This is a genomic window from Sabulibacter ruber (assembly GCF_017355955.1).
GTDB lineage: Bacteria > Bacteroidota > Bacteroidia > Cytophagales > Hymenobacteraceae > Nibribacter > Nibribacter ruber_A.
This window is the reverse complement of record NZ_JAFFID010000001.1, coordinates 563,096-581,872: the sequence shown is the minus strand read 5'-3', so window position 1 is coordinate 581,872 and position 18,777 is coordinate 563,096. Positions and strand designations below refer to the sequence as shown.

Genomic DNA, 18,777 nt, shown 5'->3' with positions numbered 1-18,777 from the left:
CGAAACTAACCGCTGATAAATCCAAACATGAAAGGTCTTTTTGATTTCTCCGAAGTGGCAACGTACTTCTTCCGTAAGAAGGACCCTAACCGCAAAACTAATTTCAACCTGCGCACCATGCACACCATCAACAAAATCTCTATGCTGATGTTCCTGTGCGGTCTGGTGTACCTGATCATTAAACTGATGCTTCGCTAAGAGGCACTGTCCATAGCTATACTTAAAGCCTGTCCGTTTGGGCAGGCTTTTCTTTTTCTATACCTTGGCAGCCATGAACATAGAAGAATTCAGAGACTATTGCCTATCTAAACCCCACGTGGAGGAAACCACGCCTTTTGGCGAAGATAATCTGGTCTACAAAGTGGCCGGAAAGATGTTCGCCATGTGCAGCTTAAACAACTACGCCGAGGGTGTGAACCTGAAATGTGACCCTGAACGGGCGGTAGAGCTTCGGGAGCAATACCCGGCCATCCAACCTGGCTATCACATGAACAAAAAGCACTGGAACACCATTTATCCGGAGGAATTCCTGCCCATGGGTTTGTTGCCTGAACTCATTGACCATTCCTATGACTTGGTGGTGGCGGGATTACCGAAGAAGCAAAGGGTAGAACTGGGTTTCAGTTGAAGAGTCATGCTTAGCTTACCCGGGATACTTTCTTCCGACTTTTACTTAGTACGCCTAGCAGCACCAGGCCAATTCCAAGGGTGGCAATACCAGCCGTAAGGCCTGCTTCATAGTTGAAATTCCATTCCACCCTCCATTTTTCTTTGGTTTCCAGGTTCTGGTATACTGCCGCGGAGATTTCTTCCCCGGTAGTGGTATGAAAATATCTGTTCTGGTTGAAGAAGTAGCCGGTGCCCACCGCTATCAGTAAAGCAAGGCCTAACAGGATATCATAGCGTTTGTTCATAGAGGGAATATACGAAAATTGGCTATAAATTGTGCAAATCCCTTAAAAGCAGCAGCCCGGCTCTAGAGGAACCGGGCTGTTGCTTTTAAGGGTTTTTAGGCTGTTTTCTGCAAAAAGGGCCTGAAACGCTATACTACTACATTCACAATCTTTCCTGGCACCACAATCACCTTTTTCACTGGTTTGCCTTCCAAAAGTTTCTGAACGGCTTCAGACGCCAGTACTTCTTTCTCCACGTCTTCTTTAGAAGCTTTCAGATCAAAGGTGAGTTTGGTCTTCACCTTACCGTTTACGGAGATAGGGTAATCAAACGTGCTCTCCGTGAGGAATTCTTCTTTCCACTCCGGGTAAGCGGCGTACGTGATGCTCTCACTGTGACCTAATCTGCTCCACAGTTCCTCGGATATGTGTGGTGCAAAAGAGGCAAGTACCACGGTCAAAGGCTCCAGGATAGCACGCTTCTTCGTTTTCAGGGCCGTGAGTTCATTCACGCAGATCATGAACTGGCTCACGCTGGTCCCGAAGGAGAAGCGCTCAATGTCTTCCTCCACTTTCTTGATGGTCTTGTGCAACGACTTCAGCTCGGCCGGGGTGGGTTGCTCGTCCGTCACCGCGTAGTTACCTTGCTCATCAAAGAATAGTTTCCAGAAACGGCGCAGGAACTTGTACACGCCGTCCATGCCGTTGGTGTTCCAAGGCTTGAACTGCTCCAAAGGTCCCAGGAACATTTCGTACATGCGCAGGGTATCAGCGCCGTATTCCTCAACCAGCACATCGGGGTTCACCACGTTGTGCTTGGACTTAGACATCTTCTCAATCTCCACGCCCACCACGTATTTGCCGTCTTCCAGAATGAACTCGGCATCCGCGAAGTCTGGTCTCCAGGCTTTGAATTTTTCCAGGTCCAGCACATCGTTCTCCACGATGTTCACGTCCACGTGCAGGGCAGTTGTTTCATACTGGTCCTTCAGCCCGAAAGAAACAAACGTGTTAGAATCTTTGATGCGGTATACGAAGTTAGAACGCCCCTGGATCATGCCCTGGTTGATCAGCTTCTTGAACGGCTCGTCCTGGTTTACCAAGCCGAGGTCAAACAGGAATTTGTTCCAGAAGCGGGAGTAGAGGAGGTGACCGGTGGCGTGCTCAGAACCACCAATGTACAGATCCACGTTCTGCCAGTAATCAATGGCTTCTTTGCTAGCGAATTCCTGGTCGTTCTGAGGGTCCATGTAGCGGTACCAATACCAGCTGGAGCCAGCCCAACCCGGCATGGTGCTCAGTTCGTACTCATACTCGCCGCGGTATTTCCAACCTTGGGCGCGGCCTAACGGAGGCTCACCAGTCTCGGTAGGCAGGTAGGCATCCACCTCGGGCAGTACCAAAGGCAGTTCGCTTTCTGCTAATAGGGCAGGGATTCCGTCTTTGTAATACACCGGCACCGGCTCGCCCCAGTACCGCTGCCGACCAAATACGGCATCACGCATGCGGTAGTTGATGCGTGCTTTCCCAACTCCTAGTTCCTCGGCCCGTTGGATACCGGCTTTGATAGCCTCTTTCACGTCCAAGCCGTTCAGGAAATCAGAGTTGATGATTTTCCCTTCTTTGGCGGCAAAGGCTTCCTTGCTCAGATCACCACCGGCTACCACTTCCGGTATAGGCAGGTTGAACTTCTTCGCGAAGGCGTAGTCACGGGTATCATGCCCCGGTACAGCCATCACCGCCCCTGTACCATAACCGGCCAGAACGTAGTCGGCAATCCAAACCGGTACTTTTTCGCCGGATATGGGGTTGATGGCATATGCTCCCGTAAACACCCCAGTAACGGTTTTCACGTCAGACATACGGTCGCGCTCTGAGCGGTTCTTGGCCCAGGACACGTATTCTTCCACCTCGGCGCGTTGCTCTGCAGAGGTGATTTCCTCCACGTACTCGTGCTCAGGTGCCAGTACCACAAAGCTTACCCCAAAGATGGTGTCAATGCGGGTGGTGAAAACGGTGATGTGCTTGTGCTCGTGGCCATCTACCGGGAAGTGCAGTTCAGCGCCCACCGATTTCCCGATCCAGTTGCGTTGCATTTCTTTCACCGGCTCAGGCCAGTCAATGGTATCCAGGCCCTGCAACAGACGCTCGGCATACGCGGTGATGCGCATCATCCATTGCTTCATGAGTTTGCGCTCCACCGGGTAACCGCCCCGCTCAGAAACGCCGCCAATTACCTCGTCATTCGCCAGAACGGTTCCTAATTGCGGGCACCAGTTCACCACAGCTTCAGATAAGAAGGTCAGGCGATATTTCAGCAACAAATCCTGCTGTTCTTTTTCAGAAAGTCTTGCCCAGGCATCGGCGGTAAAATGTGGGGTGTCCTCATCGCAGGCGGCGTTCACGTGCGTGTTGCCGCGCATTTTGAACTCGGCCACCAGCGTTTCAATAGGCTCGGCTTTGTCAGTTTCGTAGTTGTACCAGCTGTTGAACAACTGCATGAAAATCCACTGGGTCCACTTGTAGTAGCTGGGGTCTGAGGTGCGTACCTCGCGGTCCCAGTCAAAAGAGAAGCCCAGGTTATTCAGCTGCTCAATGTAGCGCTCAATGTTCTGCTTGGTGGTCACGGCCGGGTGCTGCCCCGTCTGAATGGCGTACTGCTCAGCGGGCAAGCCAAACGAGTCGAAGCCCATTGGGTGCAGCACGTTGAAGCCTTTGAGGCGCTTGTACCGGCTCACGATGTCAGAGGCGATGTACCCCAGCGGATGCCCAACGTGCAGACCGGCCCCGGATGGATACGGGAACATGTCCAGCGAGTAAAACTTGGGTTTGCTTAGGTTGATATCGGTCTTGAACGTCTTGTTCTCACTCCAGAAGCGCTGCCACTTCTGCTCAATGGATCGGTAATCGTACTCTGACATGGATATGACTTCAGTTGTATGGTTCAGATTCAAAAGGCCACGTTAGGCCAATAGCAAAAGTAAGGAATTTCTGCAAAAAGCTGCCTTTTGACGGACGCTGGTAGTAGTTTGTGTTTTCGTTTTTGCAGGGATTTTAGAAAAGTGAGGTAGAAACGGGAGCAGGATTTTCAGGATTGATGTAATTAACGGGGTATGTGGTGGCGCCGACAATAGGCACTGACACTCGTAGGAGCTGCGCACACTACGAGGTCTTTAGAGTAAGCGTCTGTTGCGTAATGGGCGGCTAAACCTGTGAGGTTTTCAAAACCTCACAGGTTTTTACGTTTGGTGTCTTTTTTCTCAAAAACAGGTTAATAAGGGAGGGTAAGGCATTGATGCTGATCTCATATGACCTCGTAGTGTGCGCAGCTCCTACGAGTGTCTTTTAAACCAAATCCTGTAAAGGGTCAACGCCATTCCAGGTGCCTGCACTTTGCAGAGGCGAAAACCGGGCAAACAGTTCCTCAGAATACCAGCCACGGGCGCGGGTGTTTTTGATTACCTCTCTGTGGGCAGCCATGCGGTAAGCATATTCTTTCATGCTGGCTTCGTCTTTCCAGAGGCTGAAAGTGGCTTGTCTGACAAAAGGAGCTTCACCTAACCCAATGGAGGCCAGCAATCCTTGGGCATGATCTAAACTGGCACTGGCCTGTGGCACGTGTCGCCAGAAATCAATGGCTTTGGTGAGCCGGATAGAGGCTCGGGTTAAGACAGCGATAGGAACATTGGCAGGTGCCGGTATGGTTTGGGTGGTAAACGGATTCTTGCCGCTCCAGAGACCGTGGGCCTGCAAAGGCCGCAAAGTCAGGGTGTACTGCTCAAAGGTGTGCTGGCGGTATTCTTCTAACAAGGGATGCGCTTGGAAAAAGTCTTCAGCGGCGGCGGGGGAGGACCAGGTGGCCATAAGCCCGTAGCGGTACCAGTTTGGTTTCAGGCTGAAGCCCCGGCCTTGTCCGCTTCCCAGCAGCTTGAAGAAGTTCAGCCCCTTTACTTTCTGCAATGGCCGTACCGAGGTGCCCATCTGAGCCAATCCCCAGCGCCAATGCCCAGGTTTAATGCCAAATAAGGTGAGCGTGGTATGCGCGTGAGCAGTAGAAGCGTTCAGTGCCAAGGTCTGGAAACGGTATAGAATTTTGAGCCTGTTTTCTTAAAAGTAGCCTAAAAGCAGGTCTTGTACAAGCCGCAAAAAGGCATGAAAAAAGGGAGCCGAAACTCCCTTTCTGAATAACTATAAATTGATCTTTTTGTTTTCGCCGGGTCTGGCGGGTTCGCCGGTAATGGCGGCTTTCACCATGCCGTATAAGTGAACCACGGCGCTGCTGGGTGAATCCCAGTACTCGGCCTGGTCAATGGTTACCTTCAGCAACCCGATGTTCGGATCATCCTTGCCCTCGGGGAACCAGGCTTTCATGGCGGGGTTCCAGAGTTCGTCTATTTTCTGTTGGTCACGCAGCACCTGCGCCCGGCCCGATACCGAAACGTACAGTTGGTCGCCCGGTTTAGAATAGCTCAGGTTCACGTGGCTATCGTTTCTGATCTCGTGCGTTTTAGCCGAGTGATGGCTGTTAAAGAACCAGATCACCCCGTTATCATCTACCTGCATGTGGCGCATGGGCCTTGAGCGGATGGTTCCGTCAGGCTCCACGGTGCTCAGCATGGCGGTATTTATGTCTTTGATCTTATCAATTAAGGCTTGCAGATCGCCTTGGTTTGAATTCTGCGTGTTTTCCATAGTGTATATAGGTCTTGTACTTATGTGAAGAATACGGACATCCGGGACAAGGGTTCCTTATCGGGTGATGTCCATTGGTAAGCCAGAATGCGTACCTTTGGTTTAAACAAATCGCCTTTGAATTACCTCGCCCACCTTTTTCTTTCCGGTACAGACGAAGACCTGCGCCTGGGAAACTTCATTGCCGACAGCGTGCGGGGTGCCCAGGTGTTGCTCTACCCAGAGCGGGTGCAACAAGGAATCAGGCTGCACCGCCTCATCGATTCCTACACCGATGGCCATCCCGTAGTGGCCGAAACCAAAGAGCGTTTACGCCCTAAATTCCGGAAATACGCCGGGGTGGTAGCTGATGTCTATTATGATCATTTCCTGGCGGCCAATTTCCAGACCTTCAGTGCTCAGCCCCTGGCGGAGTTTGCCAAGGAAGCTTACACCCAAGTCCAATCCCGGCCCGAATTGTTACCCGAGCGGGTGCAGCATTTCCTGCCGTACATGGTTCGGCACAACTGGCTGGTGTCTTACGCCAAAGTAGAAGGCATCACCCGAGCCCTCCATGGACTGAGTTCCCGCACCAAATTTGACTCCGGCATGGAAACGGCAGGAGAGGAGCTGGTCCAAAACTATGCCTTCTACCAAATGGAATTTGAGCGGTTCTTTCCGCAACTGCAAGCCTACGTCCACCAACTAATTCAATTAGGAATTAGGAATTAGGAATTAGGAATTAGGAATTAGGAATTAGGAATTAGGAATTAGGATCTTCCTGATCGTAATATGGCGCGAGTCTCTGACTCGTGACTAGGGATAAAGGGTAGTCTCTGACTACCATCGCTGTGCAGCAGCGAAATGACGCATTCCTGAACTGGCAGCATCATTTCAGAAAAGGCCGCATATCCAATTCATGGTTCCCGGCGAGTCTGGAGACTCGCATCATCCCCGGACACGAGACTTTAGTCTCGCGCCAGACAGATTTGTTTTAAGCTTGTTTTCTGGGAAATAGTCGCAAAACAAAGAAGGCCAATCCTCAGGAATGGCCTTCTGCTAGTTCACTTCTAAACTGAAATTTTAGGAATCAAAAAGAGAAACAGCTTTCACCTTTTCAATTCCTAATTGAAATTAATGGTGGTGTCCGCCGGCGCCGTGTACGTGACCGTGGGCGATTTCTTCTTTCGTGGCATCGCGCACGTCAATCACTTTGCCTTCAAAGTGCATGTCCATGCCGGCCAGCGGGTGATTGAAGTCCATGAGCACATGGTCGGGTTCCACGCTCACAATGCGGCCCTGCATGTGGTTGCCTTCGTTATCAGACATGGGAATGTAGTTGCCTACCTGCACCATTTCTTCGTCTATTTTACCGTCAATCTCAAACACGCTCTTAGGAACGGGCACAATGGCTGATTCGTCTAAATCGCCGTAGCCATCTTCAGAGGCAACGGTGAACTTGAACGTATCCCCAGCCGATTTTCCTTCCAGTTCCTGCTCAAATTTCTCTGGCAGGCCGCTCACACCATATAAAAAGACCATTGGGTTTTCCTCATCGGCGGTCTCAACCAGAGTGTCTTCGCCTTCTTCGTCTGTCACGCGCAGCTCGTAGGTGAGCGACACCACTTTGTTCTCTTCTATTTTCATCTGGTGTTAGGGTTTTTAGGTGTTGTATGCTGTAAAGGTAACTATTCAAGGGAAATAATATGCCTTCTCCTATATTTACCGTAGTAGTCCCAAAAAGATAGGGAGAAAATGCTTCAAAAGAAAAGAGGCACCAAAGACCTCTTCTCCAGAAGAAGTGTCTTTAATGCCTCTAACGCAGATTGATCTTTAAAAGATTTATTCTGTTTCTGCCGAGATCAGTTCCCAGGCGCTGCGGTAAGCGCCAATTGCCTCAGCGTAATTCATGAACTCCTGGTAGAAAGGATGTTGGCCCAACGTGGCGCTGTCACCCACAATCACCATTTTCTTTTTGGCCCGGGTCATGGCTACGTTCATGCGCCGGATATCAGCTAAGAAGCCAATTTCGCCCTCGGGGTTGCTGCGCACCATGCTGATGTACATGATGTCTCGTTCCTGCCCCTGGAAAGAGTCCACCGTACCCACCGTCAGTTGCTTGCGCCCCTGCAGAATAGAAAGTTTGGGATGATGCTCCACCTGGTCATTGAGGTAGTTGATCTGCGCCCGGTACGGGGCAATTACCCCGATTTTAAGTGGATGCTCCTGCTCCTCGGCTTGTTCGGCCGGTTCATAGGGCGTGAGCAGGTTCAATAGGTGCTTGATCAGGATATCGGCTTCCTCTGGGTTGGCCGTGCTGCTGCCTTCGCCCATGGTTTGGTCGTTGAAGCCGCACCCGGCGGTGTCAATGAACTCCACAATTAAGCCGGGCTGAAACACAGGATGCACATCGGGCAGGGTAGCCGTGCGTACGCTCTCGTGGGCCTGCAGCTCGCCGCGGTAGAACTGGCCGTTGGAGAAGCCCATAATGTGCTCGTGCATACGGTACTGGGTTGTGAGCATCACAGCCGTTTCGGGCTGGCGGTCAATGCACTTCTCAAACAGCGTTCTGGCCAGGCCGCCTTTTTCCGCCGCCATGGACTTCACCGTGGGTGGCAATTGGTGGTGGTCACCGGCCAGGACAACCCGGTTGGCGCGGGTAATGGGAATCCAGCAGGCGGGTTCCAGAGCCTGAGCGGCCTCGTCAATGAAGACGGTGTCATACTGCAGGTGCCGGATGGTGCGGTTCGCCGAGCCAACCAGCGTACAGGTGATCACCTGCACATGGTCCAGCAGATCCTCGGTGATATAGTCTTCAATGTCATCGGCCTGGTCCAGAATGCGCTTGCTTTCCTCTTTCATGAATTTGCGCTGCTGGCGTTCCTCGTGCCCGAAATTACGCTTGTACTGCCCCGCCAGAGATCTGAATTCCTCGGCCTGTTTCCGGAGCTTCTTCAATTGTTTGTAGTCGCGGTGGTGCATGATCTGGGCATCCAGGGTGTGCTCCAGCAATACTTCAGAAACCCGCGACGGATTCCCGATGCGGATCACGTTCACGCCTTGCTCAGCCAACTTCTCGGTAAGCAAATCCACGGCGGTGTTGCTGGGCGCGGTGACCAGCAATTTGCGTTCGCCGGCCTGCAGTGTCTGCAGAATGGCTTGCACCAAGGTAGTGGTTTTACCCGTGCCCGGCGGGCCGTGGATGATAGCCACATCTTTGGCTTGCATGATGTTGCGTACGGCCGCATTCTGCGAGTCATTGAGCGAGGCAATAGGGGTGAATTCCCTTTCGCGGCGGAAAATGGCAGGCTGAGCACCCAATAGGATGTCGCGGAGTTGAGCCAAGCGGCTTTTTTCGGCCTCCATCACCTTCATCAGGCCAATCTCCATTTCGCGGTAGCTCACCTCGTCAAAGGTCAGTTCCACACCCAGGCGGGCGCCACCGTCAATCCAGTCGGGGAGGTCTTCTTTGGAAGTGGCCAGGCGCAGTTTGTTGCGTTTCACTTCCAGCACCACGCCGTTGAGAGTTCCACCTTCGCCGTTGGTGAACAGCGCCGCCGAGGAGCCGGCCTGGAACATGTGCAGCTGGTCGCGGCCGGAGGTGCGCTCCAGTTCCACTACCATCTTGTTCCCGAAACCTACTTCCTGTTTGATGACGGTAACCGGATACCAGCAAATTCCCAGGCGCTTGCGCTCTGTGATGCTGGTTTGGGCATTCTTCAATTGGTATTGCTTGCGGTCTTCGTCCTGCTCCAACTTAAGCAGGGCCCGCACGTCTAATAGTTCGTTTAAAATCTTATCCATTCTAATTGGGTATCGCGTAGCGCGTATCAGGTATCACGGGTTTACGTGTAGCCGGTAACCTGGTCCTGGTACGTGCTACCTGATACGTGATACCTACGTTTTTACGCAAAAAATGAGTGGCCGCAGTCGTGGCATTTGAACACGGTGGTGCCAGCATAGATAACCTTTTTCCACCAGGATAAATTCCGTTCGGGCCAAACATAAGCAGAACCGCAGTTGGGGCAAAAATGCGGTTCTACGCTGATTTGGGCTTGTTTTTGGGAGAACTCGGCTAAAACGGGCTGGGCGGTTTCCAGGTCTTTTTCCTGCACCTGCAATTGGTAGTACAACCCATCCCCAAAAGGTAAGCTTGGCGGACCGCAGGACTTCACCAAAGCCACCACCCCCACATTGGCAAGGGCGTTGTACAACCCTATAGCCTCTGTGTAAGTGAGGTATTTGGCCGCGGGCACCAGGCGTTCACTCATGCTTTCACCTGGTTCTCGGCCTGGCTGGTCAGCTTGTTTCTGAGCCGTACAATGTAACCCGCCAGCAACACGCACAGCATGGCGAAGAAGGCCGCGATGGCATCGTGTTCAAACTTCTGGTCTTTGGAGTCCTGAAGCTTTTCTTCCAGGTCTTTTATTTGGCGGTCTTTGCGCTTCAGCAGGTTCTGGGCGTTGGTAACGGAGCTTTTCAGGTCATAGATGTTATCGGTGATCACGCGTTTATCGCCCTGCACCTGGTTGTTGAGTTTCTTGGCCTCGGCTTCCAGCTGAGCGGCCCGGCGCGCCACATTGCGGCGGGTTTCAAGGTTCTCCCGTTCAACGGCATGGATGATTTCCTCGTCTTTGCGCAGGATGTCCTTCAGGGCATCAATTACCGCAATCATGTCTTCTTTGGACGCTTTGCCCCAGAAGTTGTTTTCCTGGGCTTTCAGGTAATCGTACTTGAGTACCAACTGCTCCCGTTCAATGATTAACCTGTCTACCCTAGACAAAGGACGCGGAGGCGTTTTGGGTGCTGAGTCCTGGGCCGCGGCCTGGGTAGGAGCAGCGGTCTTTGGGGACGAAGGGGTGGCGGTAGAGCTTTGTTTAGCGGCCGTGGTGGCTGGCGTAGAGGAAGGCTGTTTCTTTATGAGCGCATTGATCTTGGCCCCCAGTTTGGCATCTTGCTGCTTCTTGGTTTCCTGCTGCTTTGAGGTAGCTGAGGAAGAAGCAGGCTTGACGGCGGCAGGCGGGGTAGCCAGGGTTTGGGCAAAAGCGACCTCCACCGGAACCATCATACCCAATGCGATTACTGCAGAATAAACAATCTTCATATACGGTTCGCTAAACGTTTTATTTGCAATACTGAAAAACCCATCCATCAACAAAGATACTGAGAGGAATTGCCAGATAAAAATACACTAAAAATAGGAGATGCGCTCTGCTGGTCTGGGTAGTTCTACTATAAAATATACGCGTTTCAGGCTTATTTTCCAGAGTTTCAGATGATTTTACTACGTGCTTCCACGTAGAAGGTCTAACCCATACGCCGCTTCCTGTCCGGTGCTTGCTTCTTTGCCTTTCTATATTCCTATTTCTTTCAAGAACTATCTATCAGATTCTTTTATCCAGAGAGGCTTAGATAGGTATTTCTGCCCTGTGCTTAGGCGTATTGCTTGCAGGTTACCCTGTTAGCTCCCGAGAAAGAGCGTACTGAACAGGATCCTGCCAATAGGAATCAAAACAGGAACTTTGGAATAAATGGCCCAGAAATCCAAAGAAAACAGAACCTACGCTTCAACTAATAACCCTTTTAAAAGCAAAAAGCCCGTTACAGCACTTGCTGCAACGGGCTTTCTCTTACGCTTCAATCTTTGCTCTTATTTCTTCTGCTGTTTCGCCCAGCCCTCCATTTTCTTTTCAACTATACTCAGCGGCATGGTGCCGTCTTTGAGGAACTCGTCATGGAAAGCGGCTAGTTTGAATTGGTCGCCCAGGTCTTTCTGGTATTTGTCGCGGAGTTCACGGATTTTCAGTTGGCCTATTTTGTAGGATAAAGCCTGGCCCGGAATGGCCATGTAGCGCTCAACCTCCGCAATGGCGCCTTCTTCAGAAATGGCCATGTTGGAAAGCATGTACTGGATGGCTTCCTCGCGGGTCATGCCTTTGGTGTGCATTCCTACGTCTACTACCAGCCGAACGGCCCGGTGCATCTCGTCGCCCAGGGCACCCATGTACTGGTAAGGATCTGTGTAAAGCCCCAGTTCTTTGCCCAACGACTCAGTGTACAGCGCCCAACCCTCACCGTAGGCTCCGTACCAACTGAAACGGCGGAATTTAGGCAGTTGCTCGTTTTCCTGTTGTAAAGAGATCTGGTAATGGTGACCGGGAATGGCCTCGTGCAGGAACAGCGATTCCATGCCCGAGGTGGTGGCAAACTTGGTTGCATCCAGAATAGGCACGTAGAAAATACCCGGTCTGCTGCCGTCCGGAGAACCTTGGTTATATTCTGCTGAGGCAGAGGCTGCCCGGAACGCCTCGGTTTGTCTTATCTCAAACGGAGTTTTAGGGGTGCGGCCAAACATTTTGGAAAGATTTGGCTCTATTCTGGCCTGAATGGCCCGAAAAGCATTTAGCACCTCCTCCGGCGTTTTGTAAGGGGTGAATTTAGAGTTGTTACGCAGATAAGTGAAGAATTGCTCCATGGTTCCTTTGAAGCCCACCTGGTCTTTCACTTTCACCATCTCGGCGTGGATGCGCTTTACCTCCTGCTGACCGGTTTTATATATGTCATTTGGCGACTTATCGGTGGTGGTCCAGTACTTCACGTAGTAGTTGTAGATGTCACTGCCGCCCGGAATTTCCTTGATACCGGTAGAGGTACGTGCCTTGGGCAGATACTCCTGTTGCAGAAAGGTAGCCAGTTTCTGGTAAGTAGGAACCAGTTCCGTAGAGATAGCCTGCCGGTAGGCTTCTGTCAGGCGCTGACGGTCTGCGGCGGGTACTTCATTGGGGAAATTCTGGATAGGGCCGTAGAACAGGCTCTTGGTAGGATCTGAGACCACCATGCTCTGCATCTGTGGAATTATTTTCACCACCAGAGATTTAGGCAGCACCACACCCGTATCCATTCCTTTCCGGAAGTTGGCAATGGCGCTATCAGCCCAAAGGGTGAAGCCTTTTACCCGGCCCAGCCAGTTCTCGTAATCTTTGGTGTTCTTGAACGGCTGGTTTCCGGTGCCAGAGCCCAGTTGCCCCATGGTGAGGGGAAGGCCCCAGAATTGCTGAAACGGAATCATCCAGGTGTTGAGTTTCAGTCCCTCTAAGCGGGTTTCCATCTCGTATTCAAAGATGTCATAGCTGATCTGGTCGTTGGCGTTCAGGTCTTGCCGCTCAAACTGGTGCAACTTGTCAAGGTGCTGCTGGTAATATTGTTGCAGGCTGTCGCGGAACGATTTGGTGTTATCGTTGAGCAGCAGGTGGTTGTACCGGTTATCGCCCTGGGCAGTGGCTTCCAGCGGAAAGAACCGGGCGTTCTGGTCCCAATACTGGTCAAACATGGTGGCAAGCTGTTGATTGTTGGGCACGTTGGCGGCCTGTTGGGTGTCTGATTCAGGCTTCTTTTTGCAGGAAAGCAGTGCCCCGGCGACCAGCGCCATCAGCAAGAATTTTTTCATAGATAAGAAATACAGTAAATAGCTGGTCCAATATATAACCAGAAAAGGAATCACTCACAGCCCTTTACCAACGTGGTTGAAAAAATTCTGTTGAAGAATAACTACTGAATTTGAACGCCGGGCATTGCCCACCTAACTGGCTAAGGGGTTGAACAGAAGAAACCTTGACTTACGTCACCCGCTTTCCTTCTTTTGTTTCGTAAGCCGATGGAAGCTACCACTAGCACCGGGTTCAGTTCCAACCAGGCAGATCACCTCTTTTTGTTTTAATCGGGTACAATTGTTTTATCACATTCAGAATTTCAAGGGAACATCAGGCATTTTAGCGCAAAAACTAATGAATACTAATGCCGTACATAGCAGCCTGTTTTTGCCTTGTTTTCAAGTAAATAGGTCAGAAATAAATAAAGTGGGGTAGGGATACGAGGTAAATACTTACTGTAATTATTATGAATAGGTATTTACCGATGATGTTACTTTGATTAAGAATAATCACATGCCGATGAACCATAAAATGAATCCTGATTTCAATACCATAGATTGGAAAAAGATAGACGATATCCTGGCCAAGGTGGGCTGGTCTGAGCGGAAACCGGAAGACATCAGGAGTTCCTTTGAGAAGAGTTCCTATTCTGTGTTTTTGTATGACGATGCTGGTGAGGTGATTGGTTTTGGCCGAACCGTGGATGACGGGAAGTACTATGCCATGTTAGCCGATATTGTAGTAGATCCAGATTACCAGGGAGAAGGGATGGGGAGTTTCATTGTAGACACGCTCAAGGATAAACTCACGAACTACCATTTCATTACCCTGACTGCCGCACCGGGCAAAGGAGACTTTTACAAAGCCATCGGGTGGCAACAGCAATCTACCGCTTACATCTGGCCCCTGAGCGAAAAACAAGTAAGGCAGCACGTGGTGAAAGAAGATAAAGCAGCGGAATAAAAAAATAATATGAGTTTTAAATTGAAAAAGCCTCTGATTTATTCAGAGGCTTTTTTATGTCAATTTGTTTCTTAAAACCGATTATAATTAGTTGTAAAGTTATTCTAAATGGATGTTGAATAATTAGTTTGTAGTTGCATTATTTGGCAGCGTATTCCTTTAAAAGAATATTGGTTTTAGTGCCGATTTAGAAAAATAAGCAAGAAATACATTTGAGAATTAAACTCTAAAACATATAAGGTGTGTCTTAAATGTAAAACAATATGTTAAACAGCGCAACTGCTTGAATCTTTTTGGGTAGGTGAGTAGATCTGTGATTTTTGAAAATAGGGTAGGTGGGCGGGAAGGAGCTTAGTGAACTTTCTTTGAGGCTCCGTCTTCGGCAGTGTGCTCTTTTTCCTATCTTCAGGCTTCTAAAGTTCATTGATCATTCTTACCTAGATTTTACCCATGCAGGCATACCTGGATTTAATGCGCCACATTCTGGACAACGGCGTGAAGAAAGAAGACCGTACTGGCACCGGTACCCTTAGTGTGTTTGGTTACCAGATGCGGTTCAACTTGCAGGAAGGATTTCCGCTGGTGACTACCAAAAAGGTACACCTGAAGTCAATTATCTACGAACTGCTGTGGTTTTTGCGCGGAGAGACCAACGTGCGCTGGCTGCAGGAGCGGGGGGTAAGCATCTGGGACGAGTGGGCCGATGAAAACGGTGACCTGGGTCCGGTGTACGGCTCGCAGTGGCGCTCCTGGCCCACGCCAGACGGCGGACACATTGACCAGATTGCCCAGGTAATCAATCAAATTAAAAAGAACCCAGACTCGCGCCGCCTCATTGTAAGCGCCTGGAACGTGGCCGAGGTGAACAACATGAAGTTGCCCCCATGCCATGCGTTCTTCCAGTTCTACGTAGCCGAAGGCAAACTAAGCTGCCAGCTCTACCAACGCTCTGCCGATGTGTTCCTGGGGGTGCCGTTCAACATTGCCTCATACGCGCTGCTCACCATAATGGTAGCCCAGGTGTGCGACCTGGAACCCGGCGAGTTCATCTGGACCGGTGGCGACACCCACCTGTACCTGAATCACCTGGAGCAAACCGAACTGCAGCTTTCCCGTGAGCCAAGACCGCTTCCTAAGATGAAGGTTAACCCAGACGTGAAAGATATCTTCGGGTTTGAATTTGAGGATTTCACGCTAGAGGAGTATGAGCCATGGCCGGGGATAAAGGCGCCGGTAGCGGTGTAATGCTTTAATACTTTCTTACTGCTTTACAATTTTTAATTACTCAAACAGACTTCCGGTTTTTCGGCTATCATTGGCGGGATAACCGGAAGTTTTATATTTAAGAAAAGGCTAATAACAGGGGCTGCTCCGCTTATACAGTAGTAGCCAGTAATTAAATTACTCATGAATTCCATCATTCGGTTTGTATTGTTAGCTTGTCTCCTTACAGGGTGTAGTGATGGAAGAGATTACCCAGAAGCTATTGATGTCACCAAACTGGGAGCTACTGACTTAGTCCCCACTTTGGAGCAAAGGATTGACAGGGGTAAAAACCAACTATATTGCTCTACTTTCCTTTATGCCTGGAATGAAATCAAGAAGAATTCAAAAAGCGTTGTAATAGAAAAAGAGCTCACCCAGTTACGGCTTTTAGACGGATCAACCTTGTTCAAGAACTCCATAGCCCCAGAGGACATAGGGAACCAGGTTAGCTTCCAGGGGAATTCCATTTTAGCAGAAGCCGCATTCGCCAAGTCACTCCCATTCGAGTTTGCTTTTGACAGGGGCAACAGTGAATTGGTATTTGGCTCCACCCCCGTTGAGTCTTTCGGTTTCAATGGTTTCAACCCCAAGGCTGCCTCTCAAGTTGAGCTCTTGTTATACCGCAACAGGGAGGAATTCGCCGTTAGGTTAAACCCTAAGGCGGAAGACCAGGAGATCCTGTTGTTCACCTCACCAAAATTAACTGGTAGTTCATTAGGGGAACTCCTCAGAATTCTAAACAAGGAAATAGGAAAGCATGGTAAATCCCAGAAACCGGAGAAGGAACACTGGAAGTACCATTTTGCAGAATTTGACACCTTAAGCATCCCGGAAATCACCTTCAACTTAGAAAAGAATTATCACTCAATGGTAGGGAACAAGGTAGCCATAGACGGGCAGGAATTTGATATTCTGAAAGCTTACCAACGAATTGCCCTTGTTCTTGACCATAAAGGAGCTAAGATAGAAAGCGAGGCGGAACTCGGACTGGTAACTGAAGTTGTGGAGGGCCTGCCTAAGCCCAAAAGGCTCGTTTTTGACAAACCTTTCCTTATTGTATTTAAGAGGAGATCATCTAAGAATCCTTACCTGGTTGCCTGGATACAAAACGCTGAACTGATGATAAATAAAACTTCTGGCAACCACATCTAAAAAACATTTTAACGCTTTTAGTCTAGACATTAACTCAAATCTAAATATAGAAAAGTGAAAAGAATCATCTCCATAATATTACTTTTATTTATAAGTATAGGCACATATGCTCAAGACAAAGTTTCAGAAGAACTTAAAGTTTTAATTGACAAGCAAGAGCATGATAAGATTATAACTCAATACGCAGCAAAATCGAAAGATTATTCAGCCTTAGCTCTGTATTATATTGGTCTTGCCTATTACATGAAAGAGGATGATAGCAACTGTGTTAAGTTTATGAGTCAATCTATCTCTAAAGATTCAAAAGATCCCAATCCTTATTATTTTTTGGCTTCTACACTCAACTATATGAAAAAGTATGACGAAGCTATAAAAGCTTTTCAATCTGCTATTGCTCTTAAGCCAGACGACGGAGAGTATTATAGTGGCCTTGGAGATTCGTTTTATAACCTTGGTAAATTGGATTTAGCACTAGAGAATTATATAAAATCTACTAAACAAAAAGATGCTCCTGAACGGTCTTTTACAATGATCGGTCAAGTTTATTCAGAACAAAAAAACAATGAAAAAGCATTGGAGGCATTTTATACTGCAAAGTCAAATCTTTCCAAAGATTCTGATTCCTACCTTAACGCTTTATTTAATATCGGCTTACTGGAGTCATTAAAAGGAAACTATGAGAAAGCGGAACCTGCCTTTATAGAACTTATAAAGTTAGATCCAAGTGACTTTCATGCTTATGCTAAATTAATTCAACTATACTATCATCAGAAAGAATTTGATAAGGCAAAGCCTTTGAAGAATAAACTATATGAAGCATCCAGAAAAGGTCTTTTAAAAGACAACTTAAAAGATATGTTTTGCTTTGACCAGTTCAAATGGAATGGTAAATTGATTCAGGCATTTGAAAGGTTTGAAGAAGGCTCAAAAGGAATATATAATAAGCATCTTTTTTATGTAGTAAATCAGGATGGAAAAATTGAATTCAGAGTTCAAACAGAATATTCTCCTTTTTCTGTAGAACAAGGGGGAGCCAAGTATTTACTCTGTATGAACAAAGGTAATGCCCATTATACCTTCAATATTGGCTTTAATGATGATTTTAAGTATGAGGAATTAAAGCAAAGCGTTATCAATGTTTTGGAAGGAAAAGTAAAGCCTGTTGCAAGTTCAAGACCTACAAAATGAAACATGTGCTAGCAATATTTATATAGCACAAGACCTTACTTTGCCCAATGTTTTAGACGGTATTTGAATATGGAAGCATCATTTCTGGTAGATATTAACAGCACTAACAAAGCAATTGAGAAATTATATATGGTGCTACTGGGTATATTTGTTTGTAGTTGTGTGTTTTTCTATTTAATGGAACCTCTACTACTACTTGCTATACCAAATAACTCCCCCTTCTTCAACAACTTATCTCTTGTAGTTTTTGCTTTTGGCGGCCTGGTATTAGGGTTAATGGCAATTAGTAGAAGAAATAGAAGTGCCACACTTACTATTTATGGAGATTCTTTGGAAATCGTTTCTGAATCTAAAAAGACCAGAATAGTTTTTAGTGATCTAAAGCGAATTTCGTTCATTGTTCGCACATTAACTCTAAAACCATACAGAATTGAGTTTATTTATCCAGACTTTCAACTCACCCGTGTAAGAATAAAAACACAGGAAGACTTTTATGAACTAATGGATAAAGTATATACTATAACTCCCGTGTCACTTGAAAAGTGTATAAGTCAAATTGAGTCTAATGATTGAATTAGGAACACCTTGCAATTGCCCAAGCCTTTAAGCGCCTCATTCATTAGTTTATGTGGTATTGAAAGATTCAATAATATAACTGAAGATGCAAAGAATTAAAGAACTCGCAAGTAGGTTGAATGAAGTCTTGTTAAACGGGCACTGGATAGCCAATACCAATTTTAAATCGCAAATAGAAAGTGTTACTTGGAAGCAAGCGACACAAAAAGTTGGAACACTAAATACAATTGCTTTACTGACATTTCACGTAAATTATTATTTAGCGGGTCTGATAAAAGTTTTTAAAGGAGGTGGACTTGAAATTAGAGATAAATATAGCTTTGAACTTCCACCTATTGAATCAGAAGCCGATTGGCAAAGACTGGTGAATGAGTTTATGGTTAATTCAGAAATGTTTGTAAAGGAAGTGGCGAACCTGTCAGATGATAAACTGGACGAGCCATTCGTTGATGTAAAGTATGGAACATACTTAAGAAATATTGAAGGAGTTATTGAGCATAGCTATTATCATCTGGGACAAATCTCTTTGATTAAAAAACTGGTAACTGAAAGTGAATAAGGAAATTCTGCCCCCAACAAGAAGTTTAGCAAGTTGGGGTGGGTGTTCAATCCAAATTTTAATGCTTTCAAGTAGTTTT

At 48.0% G+C, this 18,777-nt stretch carries 18 protein-coding genes; 9 read left to right on the top strand and 9 right to left on the bottom strand.

The annotated features are described in order from the left end of the window. The first annotated feature begins 27 nt into the window (after positions 1–27). Together JT719_RS02445 and JT719_RS02440 are read left to right on the top strand one after the other, a co-directional pair. Entirely contained in the window at positions 28–198 is a 171-nt protein-coding gene (locus JT719_RS02445) for a DUF6728 family protein (protein WP_205500895.1), read from the top strand. 73 nt (positions 199–271) lie between these two features. Next, positions 272–628 carry an MmcQ/YjbR family DNA-binding protein gene (locus JT719_RS02440; protein WP_207430747.1) on the top strand — a complete coding sequence of 119 codons (357 nt, stop codon included), beginning with the start codon at positions 272–274 and terminating at the stop codon, positions 626–628. Positions 629–638: 10 nt separating this feature from the next. Here the strand turns inward: JT719_RS02440 and JT719_RS02435 are convergent, their stop codons facing one another. From JT719_RS02435 to JT719_RS02420, 4 genes are all read right to left on the bottom strand, one after another. After that, the gene (locus JT719_RS02435) at positions 639–914 is read right to left on the bottom strand and encodes a hypothetical protein (protein WP_207430745.1); all 276 of its coding nucleotides are present in this window, start codon (positions 912–914) and stop codon (positions 639–641) included. Positions 915–1,042: 128 nt separating this feature from the next. Beyond that, entirely contained in the window at positions 1,043–3,814 is a 2,772-nt protein-coding gene (gene leuS / locus JT719_RS02430) for a leucine--tRNA ligase (RefSeq protein ID WP_207430743.1), read from the bottom strand. Positions 3,815–4,238: 424 nt separating this feature from the next. Continuing rightward, on the bottom strand, positions 4,239–4,964 hold the full coding sequence (locus tag JT719_RS02425) for a spheroidene monooxygenase (protein WP_207430741.1): 726 nt from the start codon (positions 4,962–4,964) through the stop codon (positions 4,239–4,241). Between the two features lie 117 nt (positions 4,965–5,081). Further along, positions 5,082–5,585, bottom strand: a complete 504-nt coding sequence (locus tag JT719_RS02420; RefSeq protein ID WP_207430740.1) for a pyridoxamine 5'-phosphate oxidase family protein — start codon at positions 5,583–5,585, stop codon at positions 5,082–5,084. Between the two features lie 117 nt (positions 5,586–5,702). Between JT719_RS02420 and JT719_RS02415 the strand changes: the two genes are divergently transcribed. Beyond that, a complete protein-coding gene (locus JT719_RS02415) occupies positions 5,703–6,296 on the top strand; it encodes an acyl carrier protein phosphodiesterase (protein ID WP_207430739.1) in 594 nt (197 codons plus the stop codon). Between the two features lie 402 nt (positions 6,297–6,698). Here the strand turns inward: JT719_RS02415 and JT719_RS02410 are convergent, their stop codons facing one another. The 5 genes from JT719_RS02410 to JT719_RS02390 all read right to left on the bottom strand — a co-directional run bounded on the left by JT719_RS02410 (position 6,699) and on the right by JT719_RS02390 (position 13,011). Continuing rightward, positions 6,699–7,211: an FKBP-type peptidyl-prolyl cis-trans isomerase gene (locus tag JT719_RS02410; RefSeq protein WP_207430738.1), complete on the bottom strand. Its 513-nt coding sequence runs from the start codon at positions 7,209–7,211 to the stop codon at positions 6,699–6,701. 195 nt (positions 7,212–7,406) lie between these two features. Further along, positions 7,407–9,368 (bottom strand): AAA domain-containing protein, encoded by a 1,962-nt coding sequence (locus tag JT719_RS02405; RefSeq protein ID WP_207430736.1) that lies wholly within the window; start codon positions 9,366–9,368, stop codon positions 7,407–7,409. Between the two features lie 101 nt (positions 9,369–9,469). Beyond that, positions 9,470–9,835 carry a hypothetical protein gene (locus JT719_RS02400; protein ID WP_207430731.1) on the bottom strand — a complete coding sequence of 122 codons (366 nt, stop codon included), beginning with the start codon at positions 9,833–9,835 and terminating at the stop codon, positions 9,470–9,472. Beyond that, positions 9,832–10,668, bottom strand: coding sequence for a hypothetical protein (locus JT719_RS02395; protein WP_207430730.1), 837 nt, complete (start codon positions 10,666–10,668; stop codon positions 9,832–9,834). Before JT719_RS02395 ends, JT719_RS02400 begins: the two co-directional genes overlap by 4 nt. Before the next feature lie 546 nt (positions 10,669–11,214). Further along, positions 11,215–13,011, bottom strand: a complete 1,797-nt coding sequence (locus JT719_RS02390; RefSeq protein WP_207430729.1) for a DUF885 domain-containing protein — start codon at positions 13,009–13,011, stop codon at positions 11,215–11,217. A gap of 502 nt (positions 13,012–13,513) precedes the next feature. Between JT719_RS02390 and JT719_RS02385 the strand changes: the two genes are divergently transcribed. The 6 genes from JT719_RS02385 (at position 13,514) to JT719_RS02360 (ending at position 18,698) form a co-directional block, all read left to right on the top strand. After that, positions 13,514–13,957, top strand: coding sequence for a GNAT family N-acetyltransferase (locus tag JT719_RS02385; RefSeq protein ID WP_207430726.1), 444 nt, complete (start codon positions 13,514–13,516; stop codon positions 13,955–13,957). Positions 13,958–14,407: 450 nt separating this feature from the next. Continuing rightward, complete coding sequence (locus tag JT719_RS02380) at positions 14,408–15,202, top strand: thymidylate synthase (RefSeq protein ID WP_207430718.1); 795 nt, start codon at positions 14,408–14,410, stop codon at positions 15,200–15,202. Between the two features lie 162 nt (positions 15,203–15,364). Next, positions 15,365–16,375: a hypothetical protein gene (locus JT719_RS02375; RefSeq protein ID WP_207430716.1), complete on the top strand. Its 1,011-nt coding sequence runs from the start codon at positions 15,365–15,367 to the stop codon at positions 16,373–16,375. 54 nt (positions 16,376–16,429) lie between these two features. Further along, on the top strand, positions 16,430–17,563 hold the full coding sequence (locus JT719_RS02370; RefSeq protein ID WP_207430714.1) for a tetratricopeptide repeat protein: 1,134 nt from the start codon (positions 16,430–16,432) through the stop codon (positions 17,561–17,563). A gap of 69 nt (positions 17,564–17,632) precedes the next feature. Further along, on the top strand, positions 17,633–18,136 hold the full coding sequence (locus tag JT719_RS02365; protein ID WP_207430712.1) for a hypothetical protein: 504 nt from the start codon (positions 17,633–17,635) through the stop codon (positions 18,134–18,136). 88 nt (positions 18,137–18,224) lie between these two features. After that, on the top strand, positions 18,225–18,698 hold the full coding sequence (locus JT719_RS02360) for a DinB family protein (RefSeq protein ID WP_207430710.1): 474 nt from the start codon (positions 18,225–18,227) through the stop codon (positions 18,696–18,698). Positions 18,699–18,777 lie beyond the last annotated feature (79 nt).